Here is a 21309-nt window from a genome sequence, read left to right as displayed (position 1 = left end):
ACGCGATCGTCAAAAGGTGTTCGAGGTGAATTCTGCGATCGGTGCCATTCGGCCCGCCGAACATGAAGCCCGGTGTCATTCGGTCCACTACGCTCAAACACCAGCCCCAACCAGCAGTCGGACCCCAGCTCGTGCAGGTGAGCGGCCTGCACGCGAGGTGTATTCACCGCCCGTTGATCACTCAGCGAATGGCTACCAACGGGTCCGGTCACCAATTTCCAGCCGATCGAACCTTTCTGAGGGTTACACGTGTCGTTATGACCGTCGTTTTGTGGGCCTCCCATATCCAATCCGTTTTCCATCCTGCTAGATTGACGCCCGCGTCTCCGAAGTGAAGCCGGACAGATCCCGCAGCCTCACGGAGACGGCATTCCCCCCGTGCCTTCACCAAGGCCTTCTTCGGGTGCCCGGAAACTGCGGCGGATGAGTTTCGCTGCCCGCCAACCACGGCTCACGCCCATGTTCTCGGCATCCACCCCCCCAACACTGGAAAGCACAAGTAAGTGATGAGATCCCTTCAGCGTTTCGTCCCCCCGCTGGCCATCTCCGCCATGACGATCGTGCTGAGCACGCCCGGTCCGGCCACTGCCGACGAGGCGACCAACGGCAAGGACACCACCTACTACATCTCGCTCGGCGACTCCCTGACCACCGGCTACCAGCCGGACGTCGACAAGGACACCGGCGTCGCCTACACCGACCAGCTCTACGCGCAGCTCAAGCAGCGCACCCCCGGACTGGAGCACATACGCCTCGGCTGCACCGCTGAGACCACCGAGTCTCTGATCAACGGCGGAAAGTGCGACTACCCGAACGCCAAGTCCCAACTGGACGCCGCCCTGAAGGCCATGGCCCAGCACCCCGGCAAGGTCGCCTATGTGACCCTCAGCGTGGGCGCGAACGACATCCTGCTCAACTGTGTCAGCCCGGCCGGCACTCTCGACGCGGCGTGCCTGAACAGCAAGAGCCAGGCCATGGCGAAGAACCTCGCCCAGATCGCGGGCGCGCTCCGCCAGGCGGGTGCGAAGGACACCCAGTTCGTGGGCTCGACGTACCACAACCCGTTCCTGGGGGCCTGGCTGCAGGGCGCCGCGGGGCAGCAGGCCGCCAAGGAGTCGGCACCCCTGGTCTCGGCCGCCAACGCGGGGATCACCCAGGTGTACAAGTCCACCGGTTTCAAGGTGGCGGACGTGGCCGGGGCCTTCTCCTCGGACGACTTCACCACCCAGGTGAACGTGCCCGGCGTCGGCGAGGTGCCGGCGAACGTGGCCAAGATCTGCCAGCTGACCTGGGCCTGCACGAAGAAGGACCCCCACCCCAACGCCGAGGGCCACAAGGTGATGGCAGCCGCCTTCGCGGCCGTACTCGCCAAGAACGACGCGCCCGGTGGGGACGCATCCCCGACCCCCAGCTCGCCGGCCACGCCCGGCGCGAGCGACTCCCCGGCCCCCAGCGAGTCGCCCACGCCCAGTGCGGGCACGGACACGGGGGCGAACACCCCGGCCCCGAACGGTGATCTCGCCGAGACCGGCGCGTCGAGCTCCACCCCCGTCCTCGCGGGTGCCGGTCTGGCGGTCGCGGCGGTCGGTGCCGCCGCGGTCTACTTCGCGCGCAGGCGCCGTACGAGCGAGAACAGCTGATGATCAGTCAGTAGATCCCACTCGGGCAGAGCAGGCCGGGAGAGGTCCTCAGCCCGACGAAGACGACGAAATGCGCCCCCATCGAACATCGAAGAGATGGGGGCGCATTCGTCAACTTCGCCTACTTGAGCGCTGTACGACCCGAGTTGTGATACGCGATCGTCTTGCGGATCAGGTTTCCGCCGTCGGTCTCGGGCGTCGTCTGCTCCGTCCACCCCGCACCGAACAGCAGGCCGGCGATGTGGGCGTCAGCCACCTGGTCCATGTGCCCGAAGAGCCAGTCCACCTTGTCGTCCTTGAAGTGGCCGGGCGTGTTGTTCCCCGCCATGTTGCCCACGGGGATCTGCCACAGGACCACCGGCTTGCCCACGGACTCGGCCATCGTCTTCCAGAACTTCAGCGAGGCGGCGGCCTTCTTGTCGGTCCAGAAGGTGTCACGGCTGCCGTGGGCCGGCAGTGCGTACCAGCCCGCGTCGCGGTCCGACACATCGGTGACCAGGAAGTCGGCTTTCTTCGCCCCGAGGTCCGCGTAGTCCTTGACGCACTTCTGGACGTCGGTCTCCCAGTCGAAGCAGGAGAGGTGCAGACCCACGGCGGCGTTCGGCGCGTACTTGTGCGCCATCGAGATCAGGCACTGGGCGAGTCCGGAGGCGCTGTTCTCCTGCGATCCGCAGTCCGTCGGGTTGGCGCCCGTGACCTGCGCGGGAACCTGGTGCAGATTGCCGAGCGACCGGGCGAAGCCCCAGAAGTCGGGCTCCAGGTCGATCATGTCGTGGGACTTGCCGATCTTCTGGAGGAAGAACCGGTAGTCGTTCAGGTACATGGTGAGCAGGTCACGCCTGTTGATGGCCTTGACCTCGCCCGGGCCGTCACCCTCGCCTGCCATGTCCCCGAGGTCGCGCAACGAGTACCAGGTCCAAAGATACTTCTGCGGTCGCGACTTGCCCTCGTACGTTGCCTTGGCCGCCACGCTGTCCTGCCAGGTCACCTGGTTTCCGGGCGCCGTGCTGGTGCCGCCCCAGCAGCCCCACCAGGCCGACCACTCTTCCTTGCAACGCGATGCCGTATAGGCGGCCGACGAGGGCGCGGGCTGGCTGTGTATGTAGGCGTATCGCACGTCGAACGGCGCGGCGTTCGCGGAGGCGTCAGTCATCGAACCGCCGATGAACACCTTGTCGCTGCCCATGAAACGTGTCGTCGAGCTGCCGTTGGCGGGGGTCGGAGACGCCGGCGACGACGCCGGAGTGCTGCCGCTCGGAGCCGGGCTCGCCGGAGCGTTGCCGCCGGGCGTGGGCGTGCTGCCGGCGTTCCCCGGGTTCCCGGTACCGCCGGCGACGCTACCGGCCGCGACGAGCTTCCACTGCTGGTTGGCGCGGCCCCGGTCGCGCTTCTGGACGATGTCGCCCCCGTTGGCCTTGGTGGCGTTCTCGACACCCACAACCATGCCGCTGAAGCGATTGACCAGACGCACGTAGCCGTCCGGCGACTTGGCCAGCTTGAACTGCTGGTTGGCGCCGTTCAGGTCCTTCCACTGCACGATGGCGGAGCCGGCGGTCTTCGACCAGCCGAGGTCGTCCAGCACCTTGCCGGAGTTCCGGTTCTGCAGCCGGTAGTACCCGTCACCCGATTCGATGAACCGCCACTGCTGGTTGGCCCCGCCTTTACGGCTCCACTGCTCCACCTGCGCGCCGTCCTTCGTGGCCACGGCGCGGTTGTCCAGCACCTTGCCGCTGTTGCGGTTGACCAGCACGTACCACTTCTTCAGATCCAGGCCTTTCTGCTCCGCCGAAGCCTGGTTGACCACAACGGCCGAGCCGGCCACGACCACCATGGCGAGACCCGCCCAGAGACCCCGACGCGCGAGCAGCCGACGGCCACGATGCTTCGGGCGGTCACCGCGCGCGCCGCCGTCGGCACGGTGGCCGCCGACGCGGGACGCCACCGGTGACGTGGTTGGGCCTGGGACATGTCTGTGCTCTGGTTCCAGGGACATGTCTGTGCTCTCGCTTTCAGCCGTTGCATCTGACCGGGCCGCTTGGCCGGACAACGCTTAGTGGTCCGAGAGGCCGAAAAGGTTGCCGCGAAGATCCACGGATTTTTTCGCCTTGATCGTTTTCCGTTCGCTATCGAGGACCGGCGCCCGGGATGGCCGTCAACGCGCTGACGAGCTCGACGAATTCGGTACGTTGCCGGTCGCCCAGCGTGGCGTAGAGCGGCGCCTGCAGCTGGTCGGTGAGGTGCTCGGCCCGCCGCCGTCGCGGGACCAGCTCTTCGGCAACGGGCTGGGGGTCCTGCCAGCCGTAGTGGGTCGCCTGCTCGACGCCGAGGTTGATGACCATTGCCTCTCGGGCGCTCAGCCCGCTCAGGCGCACCGCCGCCAGATGGCAGGCGCCACGGTGTTCGCGCAGTACGTGTATGCGCTGCATGGCCGCACCGACCGGGTCGTCGGTGGGGCAGGGCTGTGCGCGCCAGCCGGCGAACAGAGGCAGCGCGTCGGCGTCGGCGGCGTCGATCAACCGCTGCGCCAGGCGATTGAAGTGTTCCACGTCGACGTCTGCGGGGATGTGGGCGTGCCCCCACGTCCGGACGGCCTGCGCATACCGGTCGGCGGCTTCCTCCGCCGGCATTACGGGCCGTCCCGCCAGCCAGCCCGCGGCGACCAGGCCGGGGCCGAGGAAGCCCTGCACCGCTTGGACCACGTCGACCGATGCCTCGCCGAGCACCCCGAACCGGCCGCGGCAGTAGAAGCCGCGCCCCGCGGGAAAGCCGGCGCGCAGACCGACGGCGGCAGTCGCCTCGTCGGACATGAACTCGTCACCGAAATCGTGGATGGGCCGGGCAACCGCGGCGATGCAGTCGAAGATCTCCATGAGCTGAAGGTCGCTCACCATGAATCAATAGGTCAAGGGGTGTATTTCTGATGGAACCCTTTAGGTAATCTATCGAATCATGCTGGATGTTCGCCGACTGCACATGCTCAAGACCGTCGCCGCCCGCGGCTCCATCGCCGCGGCCGCCCAGTCTCTGGCGCTGTCCGCCGGTGCCGTGTCCCAGCAGTTGTCCGCGCTGCGGCGCGATGTGGGAGTCGATCTGCTGCGCCCCGACGGGCGGACCGTGGCGCTGACGGAGGCGGGCCGGGTGCTGCTCGAACACGCCGACCGGATCCTCGCCGCCGTGCAGGAGGCCGAGAGTGCCGTAGCGGCGGTCAAGGGCACGGTCGGCACCACGGCCACGCTCGCCGCGTTGCCCTCGACCGTCGCCCGGATCGTGGCCCCCGCACTGACCGCGCTGGGATCGGACCACCCGCAGCTCACCGTGACCTGTCTCGTCACCGACCAGGCGCAACTGCGGGAACTCACCCTCGGCACCGTCGACGTGGTGCTGGGACAGCGGTACCACCACCTGCCCGATGCCACACCCCGGGGCATCGAGGTCTCCCCGCTGCTCGACGATCCGCTGCTCGTCGTCACCGCGGCCGGCCAGGGCGACGAGCGGCCCGTCGCCCTGCGGGAACTGGCCGTGCACAGCCTCGCCGTGCCGCCGCCGACCACGGCCTGCGGACAGGCCATCCTGCACGCCTGCCACCAGGCCGGCTTCACCCCCACGGCGCGCTACGTCACCGCCGACATCGCCGCCCAACTCACCCTCGCACGGGCCGGCCTCGCCACCGCGCTCGTCCCCCGGACGGCCATCGACCCGGCCACACCCGGAATCCGCACGGCGCCCATCGAGGACCGCCCTGTCCGGCGCCTGCTGTTCGCCGCGACACGTCGCACCGAGACCGCGAACCCGACGACCACGGCCGTCGTCGCAGCGCTGCGCGTGGCCGCGCGGGAGAACCGCACCCCGCGCCTTCCCCCGGTCTAGGACACGCCGTCGAGCGGTCGCAGGAATCGGCGCTCGTACCGTCTGATGCAGCGGGTGTCACGGGCCAGTTGGAACGCTTCCCGGCACTCCGGGTCGGACATGCTGTCCGTGCGGTACTGCTCGTACACGGCCAGGCTGGGAAACGAGAACAGGGCGTAGGCGATGTCGCTGTCGCCCTCACTCGGCAGGAAGTAGCCGTGGTGCGTCCCGCCGAAACGGTTGACGAGCCGGACCCAGCGGCGGCCGTATTCCTCGAACTCCTCGAGCTTGTCGGCGTCGATCTCGTACTTCAGATGAATGGTGATCACGCCTGCATGATGCCGTGTGACGGTTTAGCGCGATGAGGGGCGGCTGAGACCGGGATCGTCAGGGCTTCGCGACTACGCTGGGGACATGACAAGCGAAGGCGCTCGAAGCAGCAAGGGGTGGGTGAGGAAAGCAGGTTGGGGTGCTCTGGCACTGTTCCTGATCGCCTTCGCGGGTTTCGAGAGCGTCAAGTACGGCCTTCCGACGACAGCTGCCGCGCTGGTGTTCTTCGCGCTGCCCGACCTGGCCCGGCTGGCGGGGGTCCGCCCACCAGGTCTCGTCTACCAGTCGGTGCACCGCGTATGGATCCCGCTGGTGGTACTGGTCGGCTACTCCCTCGGGCCGGTCGTATGGCCACCACTTTTCACCGCGGGCCTCGGCTGGCTCACGCGGATCGCCATCGACAGAACGCTCGGCAAAGGACTTCCCGCCGGATCCTGATCCGACGCGACGGCTCCCGGGAAATGCCGGCCGCCGCGCCGGCCGTGATCGCTCCGCCGGGGACGGAGGCCGCGGTGGCGTCGTGATCGCCGAGCGGCCTCAGGTCATGGCCAGGACGGCCGAGACCAAGGACCGCAGGCAGACGCGCTCGGCTTCCTCGTTCGGCAGGGCGAGGTGCTGCATCGTCAGTCCGTCGAAGCCGGCCAGGAAGAACCTCGCGATCGTCTCGGCGGGCTGGCCGAGCGGGTGACCGGTGCGTTCGGCGGTCTGCTCGACCAGCTTCGTCGTCACCGCCAGGACCTCGCTGTAGTGGCTCTGAAGAGCCTCCTTCAGGTAGGGCGTACGCATGGCGAACATGCTCAGCTCGGTGAGCAGCTGGTGCGCGGCGGGCTGTTCGAGCACGGTACGCCAGAGTGCTTCGGCGAGCTTGACGATGGTTTCCTCGAAGCTCGCGTCCGTGGGCGCGGCCTCTGTCACCTGGTTGATCAGGTCGTGCGTGAGCTGTTCCATGACGGCCCGGTACAGCTCCTCCTTCGTGCCGAAGGTGTAGTGCACGGTCGCCTGTGCCACGCCGAGCTCGGCGGCGATGGCGCGGGTGCTGCCGGCGGCGACGCCCTCCCGGGCCATGAGGACGATGGCCGCCTTGATCAGTTGCGGGCGGCGCTCCGCCGCGGATACATGAGCCATGACGCGATCCTATCCGACTAAGTCTGTCGAACAGGTCGCTCGACAAATCAGCGATACATGATGACGGCCGCTCCTGGGCCGGTGGCCGGTCGGCCGGTCGGAGGGGCGGACCGGCCGCCGGCCCAGGAGCGTTCGCCGCCTGTCAGCGAGCGGTCCTCGACGCCTCGGAGCGGAGCAGGGTGTTGAGGTTGGCCATGGAGGTGCGCATACCGGCGCGCATCGCGGGCTGCTGTATGGAGTCGAGGAGCAGGCCCAGGGGGCCGAGGCCAATGGTGTACTCGACCTGGTAGAGCATCTCCGTCGCCTCCCGGCCGTCGGCGCTCTGGACCGGGCGGAACTCGAAGATGTTGGTGACGTCCTGGAGTGGGGCGAATCCGACGCCGGTGTCGACGCGGCGCTGCAGGGGCACGATCTCCACGACGGTCCAGACCGAGTCGGTCCTGAGCGGGCCGAGGGTGCGGTTGCGCTCGGAGTAGGTCTTGCCGACGGTGGCGACGCCGTGGTGGTCGGTGACCTCGATGGCTCCGGCGACCCACTCGGCGTACCGGTCGGTGCGGGAGATGACGTCCCAGACCCGCCCGAGGGGGGCGTCGATGACTGCGGTCTCGGCGACGACGAAACGGTTCATGGCAGGGTTCCCTTGCTTGTCGGTGCTCGGTGCTTCGTGCGTTCAGCTCTGGTGGAGGAGGACTTCGGTGGCGGTGTGGCGGCCGGAGCGGACGGCGCCGTCCATGTAGCCGTTCCAGTAGGGGGAGAACTCGGCGCCCGCCCAGTGCACGCGGTGGTGGGGGCGGCCCATCCACTGGCCGAATTCGGTGAGCACGCCGGGGGCGGCGACGGAGGTGGGGCCGCCCTGGGTCCACTGCTCGGCGGTCCAGTCCTGCTCGACGTAGTCGACGGTGTCGAAGGCGCGGTCCCCGACGACCTGGGCGAAGCAGCGCAGGACGGCGCCGCGGCGCTCGGCGGCCGGGCGGTGGGCCCACTTGCGCCATTCCCGGCCGCCGAGGAAGCCCATCAGCACGCCCGGTCCGCCGTCGGGCGGGGTGTTGTCGAACATCTCGCGGATGGGCGAGCCGCCGCGCAGCAGGCCCATGCCGGACAGTCCGTCCTCGCGCCAGAACGGCTTGTCGTAGACGGCGACGCACTTCATCAGGGTGCCGAACGGCAGCCGCTGGAAGAGCTGGTCCTGCTGGGCCGGCAGCAGCGGGTCCCACATGATCCGCGAGGCCACGAGCGGCGGTACGGCGACGATGACCCGCTCGGCTTGCCAGTCACCGGCGTCGGAGACCACGGTGACACCGGTGGAGTCCTGGCTGACGCGCCGCACCGGGGCCGACAGGTGGACCCGGCCGTCGAGTTCCTCGGCGAGGCGCTGGGCGACGAGCTGTGACCCGCCGACGAACCGGCTGTCCTGCGCGCCGCCGGTGGTGCCGGTGCCGCGCTCCATGGTGCCGGGGTTGGTCTCGTTGCCGAAGGTGGAGACGTACCAGAGGCTGAACAGGGCGGAGGCGTCACGGGCCTCGCCGCCGTAGGCGGAGTTCAGAAACAGGTTGATCATGTCGACGGCGTCGCCGGTGATCTCGGCCTTGCGCAGCCATGTCTCGTAGGTCATGCCGTCCAGCTCACGGGCGTTCGGCGCCTTCCACGGGGCGGCCGGGTCCACCTTGGCCGCCGCCTGGCCGACCCGGGCCAGGGCGATACCCATGTCCGGCAGCGCGAGCAGGTCCGGCGGGGTGTGCCCCGTGAACCGCTTGGCCCTGCCCTCGTTGACGTAGACGGCCTCGCCGGGAATGGCGGCCTGGAAGGTGTCCACGCCGACCTCCTTGGCCAGCGCCAGGATGTGGTCCTGGGTCGGACCCACGTACTGCCCGCCGATCTCGGTCACCTGACCGTCGCCGAGATCGTGGTTGAGCAGCCGGCCACCCACCCGGTCCCGGGCCTCCAGCACAGCCACCGACTTGCCCGCCGCGACGAGCTCCCGCGCCGCGGTCAGACCGGCCAGCCCCGCACCGATCACCACCACATCCGCCTTGCGGGCGTGGTGAGCCGTGACGTCCTTCTCCTGCGTGCTGCTCATGATCACTCCTTGTCCTGCGGTGGTCCCGGCGCTGCGGACGTGCTCCGCGGGAGAGCGGCGCAGGCCCATGACCTGGCTCTTCCCGGGGGCGGTGCGCTCCGGTGGCCATCACCATACAGGCGACATGGTCGGCTGACAATGTCGGCAGTTCAAGTTAGATGATTCGATCGCATGACTTGAGCGAGTGATAAAGTCGGTGACGAAGCACGGCCGGATGCCGTCCACGGCACCGGCATGCCTCATGCCCGTTGCCGCTCGACGGCGCGGGCCGACCCGCTCCGCGGCGCGGACCGACCCGCTCCGCCGTTCGTCCCGCGTCCGCGACGAGACGTCCGAGACGTCCGGGACATCCCTGACCGACCTTGGGAGTTCGCCATGGCAGTCCTGCTCCATCGGCTGGGCCGCAGTGCCTACCGCCATCGCAAGCTGGTGCTCGGTATCTGGCTCGTGGTCCTGGCCGCGCTCATCACGTGCGCCGGCGTCTTCGGCGGCAAGCTCGACGACCGCTTCACCGTGCCGGGCACCGAGTCGCAGCGCGCGCTGGACACGCTCGGCAGGACGCTGCCCGAAGCCTCCGGAGCGGGCGCCCAGATCGTCCTCACCGCACCCGAGGGCCACCGCATCACCGAGGCCCGGTACACCGCGACCATCGCCGGAACCGAGGCGGCGGCCGCGAAAGCACCCCAGGTCAAAGCCGTCATAGGCCCAAGCCGGTCCGGTGCTGTCTCCGCCGACCGGAGCACGGCGATCGTGCAGGTGCAGTACTCGGTGCAGCGGGCCGAAGTACGCCCTTCGTCCCTGGACGTGATCGAACGGGCGGCCGAGGCGGCCGAGAAGAGCGGGCTCAGGACCTCGGTGGGCGGCAGTGCCTACGGCAGCAACGGCGTGCACATAGGCCCGTCCGAGATCATCGGTGTCGCTGTCGCCGTGCTCGTCCTCGTCGTCACCTTCGGCTCCCTGCTCGCCGCGGGCATGTCGCTGCTGCCCGCCCTGCTCGGGGTGGCCGTGGGACTGGCCGGGCTGTTCGCCCTCACTCCGGCGGTCAGCATCTCCTCCACCGCCGTCACGCTCGCGCTGATGCTGGGGCTGGCCGTGGGCATCGACTACATCCTGTTCATCCTGACCCGGCACCGCCAGCAGCTCGCCCGTGGAACCGACCCGCAGGAGTCCGTCGCGCTGGCCAACGGCACGGCCGGCAGCGCGGTCGTCTTCGCCGGCAGCACCGTGATCACCGCCCTGGCCGCGCTCAGCGTCATCGGCATCCCGTTCCTGACCGTGATGGGTCTCGGTGCCGCCGGAGCCGTTCTCGTCGCGGTCCTGGCGGCGATCACCCTGCTCCCGGCCCTCGCCGGATTCGCCGGCACCCGGTTGACCCCGAAGCCCGGCAGCAAGGAGGCCCGGCGGGCCACCGATCCCGACGGATCCGCCGGCCGGGCGACCCTGGGCGCCCGCTGGGTGAGGACCGTCGTCGCCAAGCCCCTGCTCACCGTCCTGGCCGTCGCCGGCATCCTCGTCGCACTGGCGCTCCCCGTGGCGGACCTGCGCCTTGCCCTGCCGGACAACGCCTCGGCCCCGGTCACCTCCACCGAACGCAAGGCGTACGACACGGTCGACGACAAGTTCGGCCCCGGCTTCAACGGCCCACTCCTGGTGCTGACCGAGACCGACAAGGGGTCGGGTGCGCACGCGGGTGCCGAGGCCGCGCAGCAACTGCGGGACCTCAAGGGGGTCAAGGCGGTCCTGCCCCCGGTGCCCACACGCGATGCGGCGCAGACCGTCATCCAGGTCATCCCGGAGACCGGTCCCGACAGCGCCCGCACCGACCGGCTCGTCCGCGACATCCGTGCCGCCGCCCCGGACATCCGCGCGACAACCGGAGCGACGGTCGCGGTCACCGGCACCACCGCCGTCAACATCGACGTCTCCACCCGCCTCAGCGACTCCCTGCTGCCGTTCATGGCGATCGTCGTCGGGCTGAGCCTGATCCTGCTGACCGTGGTGTTCCGCTCGCTGGTCGTCCCGCTCAAGGCCGCCGTCGGATTCCTGCTGTCGGTGGCGGCCTCGCTCGGCCTGGTCGTCGCCCTGTTCCAGTGGGGCTGGCTGGCGGACACCCTCGGCCTCGCCCACACCGGTCCCGTCGTCAGCTTCCTGCCGATCATCCTGATCGGCGTGCTCTTCGGACTCGCCATGGACTACGAGGTGTTCCTCGTCTCCGGGATGCGGGAGGAGTGGGTCCACACCGGCGTGGCCCGCGGGTCGGTGATCGACGGCGCGCGGCACAGCGTCCGGGTCGTCACCGCGGCCGCCCTGATCATGTTCACCGTCTTCGCCGGGTTCTTCCCGCTCGACGACGCCCTGATCAAGCCCATCGCCTTCGCGCTCGCCGTCGGCGTCGCCATCGACGCCTTCGCCGTCCGCCTGACCCTCGTCCCGGCAGTCCTCGCCCTCGCCGGACGGCACGCCTGGTGGCTCCCCGCCTGGCTCGACCGCGTCCTGCCCGACCTCGACGTGGAAGGCACACGTCTCCAGAAGGCCCCGCAGGCACAGCACAAGGAGCCCGAGCGAGTCTCCTGAACCGGCCGCGCACCCGGCGGATCCGCCGTCGGCAGGGGGCCCTGGCCCGGAGGGAGCACCACCTCCGGGCCAGGGCCTCGCCCTGTGCCGGCGGCGCCCAGGGCGAACCTCGGCACCGCCGGCCCACCGGCCTTACAGCCAACGCCTCTACGCCGTCACTCCCTGTCCCCGCCGGTTGCCATGATGTCGACGCATTCTTCGAGCGCGGCGTGCAACGGCGTGACGAAGGCGGCGAGTTCGGCGTCCGATGCCTTCCCCACCTCCAGTACGGCGCCGACGACCGTCACCAGGACGGCGGCGGCCTTCAGGGCGTGCGTGTCGGCCAGTTCCTCAAGACGGCCGCCGGGGTGCGTGACCGCCAGGGCCTGCTTGCCGGTGGCCGGGTCGAGGCCGAGGCTGCGCAGACGCGGCGTACTCGTGCTCATACGGCGACCTCCCACGGAACCGGAACGTAGTCCTGCCCCAGCGTCGCCAGGACCGCGGCCCGGCGCCGCTCGCGCTGAAGGCGGCGCCGGTCATGTTCGTCCCGCTCGCGTTCCCATTCGACGACGTACGGGCGGACCAGGGGCATGGCGTCGACGGTGATGACGTCCGCCGCGTGCGGGCACGTGATCACGGGCGGGGTTACGGGGGCGGAGGGACAGGTGGCGAGGGCCGCCGACGGCGGCGCCGCAGCGCGGTGTGTTCCGCGGCCGGGCAGGAAGAGGCTCAGGAACGCGGCCACTAGGCTGCGCATAGGTCGACTCCTCATCAGTCGGCTCAGCCCCGGCATGGAAGCTCTCACCCTTCCGGCCGGGGCGTTTGTGTGTGCTGCGACCTTAGCGCGATAACGGTAGTGGTGGGTAGTGGTTGGTAGTGGTGCACGGTAATGCGTGGTAGAGGGTGGCGGTCTACGGTCAAAACGTGGACACGATCAGCCCTGACTCGCCGCAGTACGTGTATGAGCAGCTGGCCGCGATCATTGAGCGGAAGATCCGTTCCGGTGAGTACGCGCCCGGCACCCGGCTGCCGGGAGAACTGACGATGACGCACGACTACAAAGTCGGTCCGGGTACCGTCCGCCGTGCTCTGGACATCCTTCGGGACCGGGGGCTGGTGGTGACCGTGCGCGCCCGGGGTTCGTTCGTGGCCGACCCCCTGCCGCCCTCCCCCGAAACTCCCGCCCCCTCCGCATAGCCAAGCTCGCTCGCGTTCAGCCTGTCAGTTCCACTTCGCAGTCCAGCGTCTGTGTGAACTCGCGACCGCCCTGCCGATAGACGAACCCGCAGTAGCGGGCGCCCTGGTCGGGAAGGGCGGTGATCTTCAGTCTTGCCAGGTAGTAGATGTCGCTCGACGTGTGTGGAGCCACCTTCACGGGCTTGCCGGAGTGGTCGCGCAGCGCAGCGAACCGTGGAGTCAATCTCTCGCCCTCTTTCACCAGCAGAGCCAGCCCTTCGGTGTCCTCAAGGCTGTAGGCACCGTATTGCAGGACCTCTATCCCCTCGGACACCTGCACGAGGGATACCTCGGTGATGTCGATCGGCTCGGCGGACCTGTTGGTGGGTACGGGGAGCGCGAACCACCATGTCTCCCCGACCTTGGCGTTCTCGCTTCCGACGATCCCGTTCTCCTGGGCGCCACCCTCCAACGCGTTACCTTGATGAAGCTGTTGCTCCGGCGCGGAACATACCGAGAAGAGGAGCACGGTCGCCGCTGCGAGGGCGACTCTCCTGGCAGTGGAAGACGCCGCGCTCGGTCTGTCCGGGACCATTTTTTCCCCAATGTGTTGCCGGGCATGGATTCTTGGTCCCGGCCATTGAGTGTTGCATGCGCTCGGGAGCGGCTTCGCCGTGCCGGCGAATGAGCAACCGGCTGCGTCTCTACGTATCCCCTGACGAATGCACTCGGTACGGAGAACGCGAACGGAGATCAGGGCATGGTGAGGAAGCTGCCGCGAGGTGCCGCGCTGGCTGTGACTCTGGCTGTCCTGCCCCTGGTGGCGGCGTGCAGTGGGGGCGGTGACGACGACAAGGCATCGGGCAAGGCGAGTGACGGGTCCAGCCCGGTCGCCGCGGTCGTCGCGCCGGCCAAGGTCGAGGTGATCGCCGAACTCACGGGGTGTGAGGTGAAGATCCGGACCGAGGCGGAGGAGCTGCGCGAGGGGGTGTGTCAGACCGGGGACGGAGACTACCTCATCACCACCTTTCCCAAGGACGAGTTGAAGGAAGTGTGGCTGGAGTCCGCCTCCATGTACGGCGGCAAGTATCTGGTCGGGCCGCGCTGGGCCGTCTCCGCGAAGCCGGACGTGCTCAAGAAGCTGAAGATCAAGGTGGGCGGCACGATCCGGGACCTGAGTCAGCCGAGTGCCTCGTAGCCACTGAGGTCGTACGCCGCCTCGTCGTCGATCGCGTTCTCCTCCCAGTCGATGGCGATGGAGACGGGACGGCCGTCCGCCGCGTACGAGACGTCGACGGTGTCGGCGCCGTCCTCGCGTGCCGATTCCACCTCCCGCAACAGGCGACCGATGGTGGGGATGTGCTGCGGTGACCGGTCGACCACGTGTCGGCCGCTGTCGTCGAGACCTACGGCCTTCACGACCCTGCCGTCCCGGACCGTCACCGTGAACGTCCCGATCAGCGGCCGCTCGCCCTGCGTCGACTTGAGCGTGTAGGTGTACGAGGCCGGTTCTTTCCAGGTGGGTGCCGAAGCCTTCGGGAGGGCGGGCTCCTGCTCGCACCCGGAGATCGCCCACATCAGCGTTCCCGCCGCCGCCAGGGTGGACAGAGCGCGGGCACGCGGTCGTACGGCGGTGGTCGGTGGCATGGTGGGGTCCCCTCGGAGCGCGGCTGAAGACGGTCACCACTCGGACGCCGGACGGGGTGACAACGTTCGGGGGCAGCGAGAGGACAGGCGTCGGCGCCGAGTCGAGTGAGCCGGGCCGACACGTTTTCCGGTCGTCGTTGCCAGGAGGCTCCGCCCGGGAGCGCCCCACGGGCAGGATGGCCCCATGACGAAGTCGTCCGTACAGTCCGCCCGACGTTCCTCCTGCTCCTCCTCCTGCTCCTCCTCCGGTTCGGTGCTGTCCCTGTGGTCGCAGGACTCCGTGCTGTCGATCGGGTCCGTCGGGTCCGTGCTCTCCGTGGGGTCCGTCGGTTCGGCCCTGTCGATCGGTTCCATCGGGAGCGCCCTGTCCGTCGGCTCGATCGGCTCGTCCCTGTCGCTGATCTCGACCGGGTCCTGGCTGAGCACGGGCTCCCTGTTCTCCGCGCAGTCCCGGTGGTCGGTGCTGTCGTGGCGCTCCAACGGGGGCTTCCTGGCTGCGGGAGCGGTGGGGGCAGGGGTGGTGGGGTTGGCGGCCGGAGGAGCCCTGTTGCTCAGGTCCTGCGCCAGGCGCTGAGCAGGTCCTCCGGGGTGAAACGCGATGAGCCCCGCTTCACGTGGAGTGAAGCGGGGCTCATTCTCTGGAGCGCCGGGCAGGCCTTGCACCTGCATTTCCCCGCAGGAAGCGGGGCGTCTTTCCTTGGACCACCAACGCATCGAGTGCTACCGGGAGTTCCTTTTCCGGTGAGCGGCTCGAGATCAACTATAGCGGATCTTGGGGGGCGTTGCATCTCCCGCCCTGGCGGGTCAGAGCAAGTGCGCCTGGGGGGCGTACTCGACGCGGAGGTACTTGGCGTTCCGTTCGCCGACGAACTTGCGGAGGATCGGCTCGGCGATGTCGGGGTCGTCCACGCCGACGTGGACGAAGCCCGTGCCGTCCAGGCCGACCTCGCGCAGGGAGAAGGTGCCGTCCCAGCGGCGCATGTCCTCGCTGACGCGGTCGAGGAGGGCGTTGAGGTCCTTCTCGTTGATGTCGCGGTCGTGGAGGCGTACGGTCACGCCCTTCTCGGCGGCCTCGCAGACGGCTTCGTCGAAGGGGGCGGAGGGGATGCGGTACACGTCCAGGGAGACCTCGTCCTCGTCCAGGACCATGCCCGTGTAGATGGGGGCGTGGCGGCCGGTGACCAGTTCGTCCACGTAGCTCAGGGTGCGGTCGAGTGGGGTGTCCTCCGGGTAGCCGTCCCTGGCGTGGCCGGCGAGGCTGCCCTTCGGCTGGGTGCCGTGGCAGGTCCTCGTCGCGGACGACACGACCTCCACGGTCTGGGCGTCGGCCGCCGATCCCTGGACGCCGCCGAGGACGACGACCGCGCCCAGGGCGGCCACCGCGGCCCCGGCTCGGGTGCGGGTGCGGGTGCCTGAGCGGGTCCAGGGTCGCCGCGTCCAGGTCCACCTGCTTGTGTTCGGCTCGCCCATGTGACCCCTCCGCGTCCTCTGCCCCTGCGACCGCACGATCGGTACTTCGACGCGCGGGGCCGCCCAAACGTTCGCCCCATCCGGATCGATTCGCGGGCGTCGACTCTCGCGCGGCCTGCGGTTGAATCGGATTTCAAGCACATAAGCCGTACGACGGACGAGGAGGGGCGGGCGATGGGGCGACTGCTCGGGGTGCTGACCAGGCCGGTGGTGATCGTGATCCTGCTGGTGGGGGTCGCGCTGGCCGGCTTCGGGCTGTACTGGTTCCAGCCGTGGAAGCTGTGGACCGACGAGACCGTGCGAGAGACGCTGCCGTCGGCCACGGCCACGGCCACGCCGTCGGCGACAGCCGAGCGGCCCGTCGGGGAGACCGAGACCGTCGCCCGTGGGGAGTTCGTCAGCCACGAGCACTCGACCTCCGGGGACGTCCGGCTGCTGCGGCTGGCGGACGGGTCGTACGTCGTACGGCTGGAGGACTTCGACACCAGCAACGGGCCCGATCTGCGGGTGTGGCTGAGCGACGCGCCGGTGAAGGAGGGGGAGGACGGCTGGCGTCTCTTCGACGACGACGTGTACGAGCACGTCAGCCTCGGCAGGCTGAAGGGCAACAAGGGGGATCAGAACTACCCGGTGCCCGGGGACGTCGATCCGGGCGACTTCGGCAGCGTCAGCATCTGGTGCGACCGCTTCAACGTGTCGTTCGGGGCGGCCGAGCTGGTCCGGGGCGGATGAGGCTCCGGACCAGCTCGGGATCACCGGTGCCGGACGCACATGGCCCGGGTGTCAGTAGCCCACCCGGAACGTCGCGTCCGCCCGCTCCGTCGCCGTCGAGACCGGGTCGATGCGGAGCACGTAGTTGTAGTGGCGGAGGTAGCGGGTCGGGTTGTTGTACGAGCGGAACGAGGACCACGTCGAGTCGGCGAGGCCGGCGACGCGGGTGAACGTGGCGTCCGCCGCGAACGTCGACGTGCCGTCGTTCGCGTCCAGGCGGAGGGCGTAGTTGTAGTGGCGGAGGTAGCGGGTCGGGTGGTTCACCGACTGGAAGGAGACCGCCGAGGAGTCCGCCAGGCCGGGGACCAGCCTCCACTGGGAGTCGGGGAACGGGTCGAAGGGGTACTCGTCGATCCGGCCCACGTAATCGCTGTGGCGGACGTAGCGGGCCGGGTAGTTGTACGACTTGAGGCGGTTCCACGTCGGGGCGCCCCACCTGGCCAGCAGGTTGGAGTACTCCGTCGACGTGATCGGGTGGATGCCGCAGTGCTTGGAGTTGAGCGGCTGGGTGTAGAGCTTCTGGTCGAGGGCGGTCCAGGTGCCGGAGGCGAGGTCGTTGGACTGCCAGACGTAGAAGACGCCGTTGGGGGTGTAGGTGTCGCCCCACAGGTACCAGGCCGAGGACGTCAGGGACTTCACCACTGTGGGGGCCTCGGTGCCGCCGTGGGCGACAGGCGTGCTGAACGGCGTGAAGCTGCCCGGGGCGAGGGACGTCGACCGCGCGCCGACCAGTTGCTGGTTGCGCTTGTAGTAGAGGTAGTTGACGCCGTTGACGCCGATGGTGAGGTTGCCGTCGATGATGTCGTAGCCGGGGTCGAAGAAGACCTGGGGGTTCGTCGACGTGACGAAGTCCGTGGTGTAGCTGACCATGATCACGTTGTGGCCGCTGCTGTTCACCGAGGAGTAGAGGATGCCGTACTGGCCGCGCGAGGCGTCCCAGTAGGCCTCCGGCGCCCAGCTGTGGGTGTTGGTCATGTCATGGAGTTTCAGCCGCCGGTAGCCGGTGAGGGTCCGCAGGTCGGTGGAGTCCCAGACGTGGATGTACGTGCTGTTGTAGTTCCAGTCCGTGCCCTTGAGGTCGGTCGCGAGGACGACGAACGTACCGTCCTGCTTGCGCATCAGGAACGGGTCGCGCAGGCCGCCCGCGCCCTGGGTCGGGGTGACCAGGGGGGCGTTCTGGTTCAGCGGGGTCCAGTTCAGGCCGTCCTGGCTGACGGCCAGGTGGAGACCGTAGTCGGCCTCCAGCATGGTGGTGGACTCGGTGAAGTAGACCATCGCGTACGCGGAGTCGGCGGCGTGGGCGGTGCCGGCGCCGAGGGTGAGCACGCCCGTCGCGGCCAGCGGTACGGTCGCCGCGGTGCCCAGGAACATACGGCGGGACAGGCCGGGTCCGTTGGTCGTGCCGCTGATGCCGCTCATGTCAGGCTCCACTTCTGGTTGTTCTGACCGTTGCAGGCCCACAGCACGAGCTTCGTGCCGTTGGCGGTGGCCGCTCCGTAGGCGTCGAGGCACAGTCCGGCGTTGACGTTGGTGATGGTGCCGTCGCTGTTGATGTCCCACTTCTGGTTGGTGCCACCGTGGCAGTCCCAGATGACGACGCGGGTGCCGTTGGCCGTGCCGCGGTCCCAGGCGTCGAGGCACTTGTTGCCGTACACCACCAGCTCCTTGCGGGTGGAGTTGTACGCCCACTGCTGGTTCGGTCCGCCGCCGCAGGCCCACAGCTGGGCGTCGGTGCCGTTGGCGATGGAGTTGTCGTCGATGTCGGCGCACCGGCCGGACTGCGTCCCGGTGACGAGCGTGGCGTCGGTGCCGGGCAGCGGCCGTACGACGATGCCTTCCAGGGTGGGCGCGCCGGAGAAGGAGATCGTGTTGGCGGAGCCCTTGGTGAGGCCCACCTGCACCGAGACGTTGCCGGGGGTGGCGCCGGTCGGCGGGAAGGAGACCTTGGTGGGGGTCTGGTCGTTGACCGTGAGGGTGGCGACCCGGGCGGTAGAGGTGTTGTTGGTGTAGGAGACGTCGACCGTCTTCAGACCGGTGTTCCCGGCGACCACACCGGAGAAGCTCGACGAGCCGTCGTAGGAGGCGGCCGACTGCTCGGTGCCGCCCTTGACGGTGAGCAGGACCGAGCTGCCCGCCGGGACGCTGGTGGTGTAACTGGTGCCGGGCGTACCGACGTTGGCACGGGTCCACAGGTCACGGACCGTCGCCGCGGCGTTCGTCAGGCCGAGGTCGGACCAGCGGACGGTCATGTTCTGGGTGGTCGAGGTGCGGTTGAGCAGGACGACCGCGCGGTTGCCGGTGCCGGAGAGCACCTTGCCGTACACCTGGAGGCCGGTGGTGTCCTCGGCGACCTTGACGCCCTGGAGGCCGCGGGGGTCCTGGTCGACGGCGATGACCTCGGGGTTGGTGAGGATGTTCTTCGTCTCGGTGGTCAGCGTGGTGAGGTCGAGGCCGGTGAGCAGCGGGGCGCCGGAGATCGCCCACAGGTTCATGTGGGAGCGGTTCTGGGCTGCGTTCAGACCGGGCATCCCGGCGACCATCATGTCGGCGTCGTTGTAGTAGCCGGTGTGCTGGGCCGTGGGGTGGATGTTGCGGTCGAAGGCGGTCAGCACGTTGCCGTACGACGGGGTGTTGCCGTGGAAGTAGATGTCCGTGTTGGTGCGCCACATCGGGCCCATGCCCGGGGCCCAGTTCCAGGTGTTGGAGTAGCCCCAGTTGCACAGCGAGAGGGCGAGGGGGCGGCCGGTGGTGGCGGACGCGGTGGCGACGGCGTCGCTGATGGCCTGGTAGGTCGTCCTCGGGTCGAGGCCCTCGGCGTCGCCGCCGCACCAGTCGACCTTCACGAAGTCGAAGCCCCACCGGGAGAACTGCGTCATGTCCTGGACGTAGTGGCCCTCGCTGCCGCTGCCGGGCGCGGCCGGGCGGCCGGTGGGGAAGTAGTAGCCGCAACCGTCCTTGCCGGCGTCGGTGTAGATGCCCGCCTTCAGGCCCTTGCTGTGGATGTAGTCGGCGATGGCCTTCATGCCGCCGGGCCACTCGGCCTCGTCGATGGTGATGTTGCCCGCGCTGTCGCGGGTGCCCTGCCACCAGCCCTCGTCGATGTTGATGTACTCGTAGCCGGCCTCGGGGAGCCCGGCCGCGACGAACGCGTCGACCTGCTGCTTGATCACGTTGTGGTCGACCTTCGCGGCGAAGGCGTTCCAGGAGGCCCAGCCCATCGGGGCTTCGGGTACGGGTATTTGACGGTTCGTCACAGCGACGGGTGTCGCGTCGAGTTGAGTGACCGGGGTGTCGGTGTCTGTCGCGGTCGTTCCGGCCGTCGGCTGGACGAAGAGCAGGGCGGCCGTCGCGGTCGTCGCCAGGGCGAGGGCGCGTACGGCGGCGTCTCTGCAACGGCGCCTGACAATAGGGGAGTTGGCGTGGGGCGGGGGGTGCATGCGGCTCCTTCGAAGGATATCTGAGGGTGCGGGGGTCGATATCTCGAACAAGGATCGGCTCGCCGAACGTATCGGCTGGCCGAAGGTAGAACCGGTGGGGGCGGAAGTCAACGGGTGTGGCAGGGGCGGTTTTTGAACCGGTCACATTTTGTCGGCGGGGGGTGGGGAGAGCCCGCCCGTAGCGCTCCGCAACGCGACGACGCCGAGCCCGGAGAGGGGTTCGGCGTCGCACTTCGGTCGTGGGGTCCTGCGGCGGGAGACGGGGTGTGCGGGGGGAGAGAGACGGGGCGTGCGGGGGGCGTGAAAGCGTCCCGCTAGACCCGGCCCGCGATGTGGGCCGTGCCGGGCGATGTCTGTACTGGTTGCCGACAGTCCGGGGAGCCTGGGGGTGAGGGCCGGCCGTCGAGGGCTCGGCAGAGGGCGGCGTGGAGGTGTTCGGCTTCGACGAGGGTGAGGGTCAGTTCGCTGTCGGTCGGGTGGCCGCCGCTACCGGTGACGCGGAGGGGCACGGACAGACGGTCGTCGGCGGTGCGTCGCACGGGGCGCCCGGGTGCGCGCTCGATCGTCCAGTTCATGACGCCGCCCCGCCTCTGCCGATCCTCGCGAGGCGGTACGCACCCCACAGTTCCCGCCCGCTCTCGCACCCGTCCTGCGCCTTGGGGACGCCCTTGCAGCCGCCGTCGCACTTGCGGGTGTGGTCGAACCACAGCCGGTACGCGCGGAGCATGGGAATCTCGGCGGGCCGGGAGACGGCTCGCATCTGTCCCTCCGTCATCGGTTCACCTCCGCGAACTGCCGGGTACGGCTCGATGCTGCCGGGCGGCTCGGCGTACGGCCGCGAGCGCTGGGCCCACAGGTGCATTCCCGCTTCCGCACGTCGGCGTCCACGTATGGCCGGACCATGACGGTCGCCGCGCCGTCGAGGAGCGTTTCCAGCCCGTAAGGAGATCGGTGAGTGGGAAGAGAGGCGGCCATCGCGTCGGAAGGCTCGTGCGATCGCTTGCGGACAGAGACCGACGTCCGCGTGCCCGCTCGTCGCCTGCCGGTGCCGGGCGTCATCACGGACAGCGCCCAGCGCGTCAACACGGGGATAATGCTCACTGCCATCAGCTCCTGTGAGTTCGGCTGGTGGCCACGCCCCCGGACGGTTGCACCCGTCGCGGGGGTTCTCACCTTGTCGGCGAGGCCGTGGCTGGTCTCGTCACCGGCCATCGAGGCTGTCGTCGCACTAGGCTCG

At 69.1% G+C, this 21309-nt stretch carries 23 protein-coding genes; 8 read left to right on the top strand and 15 right to left on the bottom strand.

Annotated features, from left to right (window positions below):
* The first annotated feature begins 551 nt into the window (after positions 1-551).
* Complete coding sequence (locus tag ACZ9QC_RS20440; RefSeq protein ID WP_472921744.1) at positions 552-1640, top strand: SGNH/GDSL hydrolase family protein; 1089 nt, start codon at positions 552-554, stop codon at positions 1638-1640.
* A gap of 121 nt (positions 1641-1761) precedes the next feature.
* Here the strand turns inward: ACZ9QC_RS20440 and ACZ9QC_RS20435 are convergent, their stop codons facing one another.
* Positions 1762-3582 carry an RICIN domain-containing protein gene (locus tag ACZ9QC_RS20435; RefSeq protein WP_472921451.1) on the bottom strand — a complete coding sequence of 607 codons (1821 nt, stop codon included), beginning with the start codon at positions 3580-3582 and terminating at the stop codon, positions 1762-1764.
* 181 nt (positions 3583-3763) lie between these two features.
* Positions 3764-4510, bottom strand: a complete 747-nt coding sequence (locus tag ACZ9QC_RS20430; protein ID WP_472921450.1) for an SCO6745 family protein — start codon at positions 4508-4510, stop codon at positions 3764-3766.
* A 79-nt stretch (positions 4511-4589) separates the two neighbouring features.
* On the opposite strand from ACZ9QC_RS20430, the gene ACZ9QC_RS20425 reads away from it, so the two are divergent.
* On the top strand, positions 4590-5507 hold the full coding sequence (locus ACZ9QC_RS20425) for a LysR substrate-binding domain-containing protein (RefSeq protein WP_472921449.1): 918 nt from the start codon (positions 4590-4592) through the stop codon (positions 5505-5507).
* On the opposite strand, the gene ACZ9QC_RS20420 is transcribed toward ACZ9QC_RS20425, so the two are convergent.
* Complete coding sequence (locus ACZ9QC_RS20420; RefSeq protein WP_472921448.1) at positions 5504-5815, bottom strand: NIPSNAP family protein; 312 nt, start codon at positions 5813-5815, stop codon at positions 5504-5506. The genes ACZ9QC_RS20425 and ACZ9QC_RS20420 overlap by 4 nt on opposite strands.
* 85 nt (positions 5816-5900) lie before the next feature.
* Here ACZ9QC_RS20420 and ACZ9QC_RS20415 point away from each other — a divergent pair, with 85 nt between their 5' ends.
* A complete protein-coding gene (locus tag ACZ9QC_RS20415) occupies positions 5901-6254 on the top strand; it encodes a DUF4260 family protein (RefSeq protein ID WP_472921447.1) in 354 nt (117 codons plus the stop codon).
* Between the two features lie 99 nt (positions 6255-6353).
* On the opposite strand, the gene ACZ9QC_RS20410 is transcribed toward ACZ9QC_RS20415, so the two are convergent.
* The 3 genes from ACZ9QC_RS20410 to ACZ9QC_RS20400 all read right to left on the bottom strand — a co-directional run bounded on the left by ACZ9QC_RS20410 (position 6354) and on the right by ACZ9QC_RS20400 (position 9018).
* Complete coding sequence (locus tag ACZ9QC_RS20410) at positions 6354-6941, bottom strand: TetR/AcrR family transcriptional regulator (protein ID WP_472921446.1); 588 nt, start codon at positions 6939-6941, stop codon at positions 6354-6356.
* 142 nt (positions 6942-7083) lie between these two features.
* A complete protein-coding gene (locus tag ACZ9QC_RS20405; RefSeq protein ID WP_472921445.1) occupies positions 7084-7569 on the bottom strand; it encodes an SRPBCC family protein in 486 nt (161 codons plus the stop codon).
* 42 nt (positions 7570-7611) lie between these two features.
* Positions 7612-9018: a flavin monoamine oxidase family protein gene (locus tag ACZ9QC_RS20400; protein ID WP_472921444.1), complete on the bottom strand. Its 1407-nt coding sequence runs from the start codon at positions 9016-9018 to the stop codon at positions 7612-7614.
* A 375-nt stretch (positions 9019-9393) separates the two neighbouring features.
* On the opposite strand from ACZ9QC_RS20400, the gene ACZ9QC_RS20395 reads away from it, so the two are divergent.
* Positions 9394-11592 (top strand): MMPL family transporter, encoded by a 2199-nt coding sequence (locus ACZ9QC_RS20395; RefSeq protein WP_472921443.1) that lies wholly within the window; start codon positions 9394-9396, stop codon positions 11590-11592.
* 155 nt (positions 11593-11747) lie between these two features.
* Here the strand turns inward: ACZ9QC_RS20395 and ACZ9QC_RS20390 are convergent, their stop codons facing one another.
* Both ACZ9QC_RS20390 and ACZ9QC_RS20385 read right to left on the bottom strand, forming a co-directional pair.
* On the bottom strand, positions 11748-12017 hold the full coding sequence (locus tag ACZ9QC_RS20390) for a hypothetical protein (protein ID WP_472921442.1): 270 nt from the start codon (positions 12015-12017) through the stop codon (positions 11748-11750).
* Positions 12014-12328 carry a hypothetical protein gene (locus tag ACZ9QC_RS20385; protein ID WP_472921441.1) on the bottom strand — a complete coding sequence of 105 codons (315 nt, stop codon included), beginning with the start codon at positions 12326-12328 and terminating at the stop codon, positions 12014-12016. Before ACZ9QC_RS20385 ends, ACZ9QC_RS20390 begins: the two co-directional genes overlap by 4 nt.
* 167 nt (positions 12329-12495) lie before the next feature.
* On the opposite strand from ACZ9QC_RS20385, the gene ACZ9QC_RS20380 reads away from it, so the two are divergent.
* Positions 12496-12768 (top strand): GntR family transcriptional regulator, encoded by a 273-nt coding sequence (locus ACZ9QC_RS20380; protein ID WP_472921440.1) that lies wholly within the window; start codon positions 12496-12498, stop codon positions 12766-12768.
* A 16-nt stretch (positions 12769-12784) separates the two neighbouring features.
* Here the strand turns inward: ACZ9QC_RS20380 and ACZ9QC_RS20375 are convergent, their stop codons facing one another.
* Entirely contained in the window at positions 12785-13276 is a 492-nt protein-coding gene (locus ACZ9QC_RS20375; RefSeq protein ID WP_472921439.1) for a hypothetical protein, read from the bottom strand.
* Positions 13277-13507: 231 nt separating this feature from the next.
* Between ACZ9QC_RS20375 and ACZ9QC_RS20370 the strand changes: the two genes are divergently transcribed.
* A complete protein-coding gene (locus ACZ9QC_RS20370; RefSeq protein ID WP_472921438.1) occupies positions 13508-13945 on the top strand; it encodes a hypothetical protein in 438 nt (145 codons plus the stop codon).
* On the opposite strand, the gene ACZ9QC_RS20365 is transcribed toward ACZ9QC_RS20370, so the two are convergent.
* Entirely contained in the window at positions 13927-14394 is a 468-nt protein-coding gene (locus ACZ9QC_RS20365) for a DUF6174 domain-containing protein (protein WP_472921437.1), read from the bottom strand. The two genes, ACZ9QC_RS20370 and ACZ9QC_RS20365, sit on opposite strands and share 19 nt — an antisense overlap.
* A 184-nt stretch (positions 14395-14578) precedes the next feature.
* On the opposite strand from ACZ9QC_RS20365, the gene ACZ9QC_RS20360 reads away from it, so the two are divergent.
* On the top strand, positions 14579-14968 hold the full coding sequence (locus ACZ9QC_RS20360) for a hypothetical protein (RefSeq protein ID WP_472921436.1): 390 nt from the start codon (positions 14579-14581) through the stop codon (positions 14966-14968).
* Between the two features lie 230 nt (positions 14969-15198).
* Here ACZ9QC_RS20360 and ACZ9QC_RS20355 read toward each other — a convergent pair whose 3' ends face one another.
* Positions 15199-15864 (bottom strand): hypothetical protein, encoded by a 666-nt coding sequence (locus ACZ9QC_RS20355; RefSeq protein WP_472921435.1) that lies wholly within the window; start codon positions 15862-15864, stop codon positions 15199-15201.
* A gap of 174 nt (positions 15865-16038) precedes the next feature.
* Here ACZ9QC_RS20355 and ACZ9QC_RS20350 point away from each other — a divergent pair, with 174 nt between their 5' ends.
* Positions 16039-16596, top strand: a complete 558-nt coding sequence (locus tag ACZ9QC_RS20350; RefSeq protein WP_472921434.1) for a DM13 domain-containing protein — start codon at positions 16039-16041, stop codon at positions 16594-16596.
* A gap of 51 nt (positions 16597-16647) precedes the next feature.
* Here ACZ9QC_RS20350 and ACZ9QC_RS20345 read toward each other — a convergent pair whose 3' ends face one another.
* The 4 genes from ACZ9QC_RS20345 to ACZ9QC_RS20330 all read right to left on the bottom strand — a co-directional run bounded on the left by ACZ9QC_RS20345 (position 16648) and on the right by ACZ9QC_RS20330 (position 20847).
* Positions 16648-18054, bottom strand: a complete 1407-nt coding sequence (locus ACZ9QC_RS20345) for a glycoside hydrolase family 43 protein (RefSeq protein WP_472921433.1) — start codon at positions 18052-18054, stop codon at positions 16648-16650.
* Entirely contained in the window at positions 18051-20072 is a 2022-nt protein-coding gene (locus ACZ9QC_RS20340; RefSeq protein WP_472921432.1) for a ricin-type beta-trefoil lectin domain protein, read from the bottom strand. Before ACZ9QC_RS20340 ends, ACZ9QC_RS20345 begins: the two co-directional genes overlap by 4 nt.
* A gap of 314 nt (positions 20073-20386) precedes the next feature.
* Entirely contained in the window at positions 20387-20647 is a 261-nt protein-coding gene (locus ACZ9QC_RS20335; protein WP_472921431.1) for a hypothetical protein, read from the bottom strand.
* Positions 20644-20847 (bottom strand): hypothetical protein, encoded by a 204-nt coding sequence (locus ACZ9QC_RS20330; RefSeq protein WP_472921430.1) that lies wholly within the window; start codon positions 20845-20847, stop codon positions 20644-20646. The genes ACZ9QC_RS20335 and ACZ9QC_RS20330 overlap by 4 nt, the downstream gene beginning before the upstream one ends.
* Positions 20848-21309: the final 462 nt, after the last annotated feature.

It is taken from the genome of Streptomyces sp. HUAS MS02, assembly GCF_055702265.1.
Note: the sequence above shows the minus strand (reverse complement) of the source record. Positions and strands in the feature narration are given on the sequence as shown.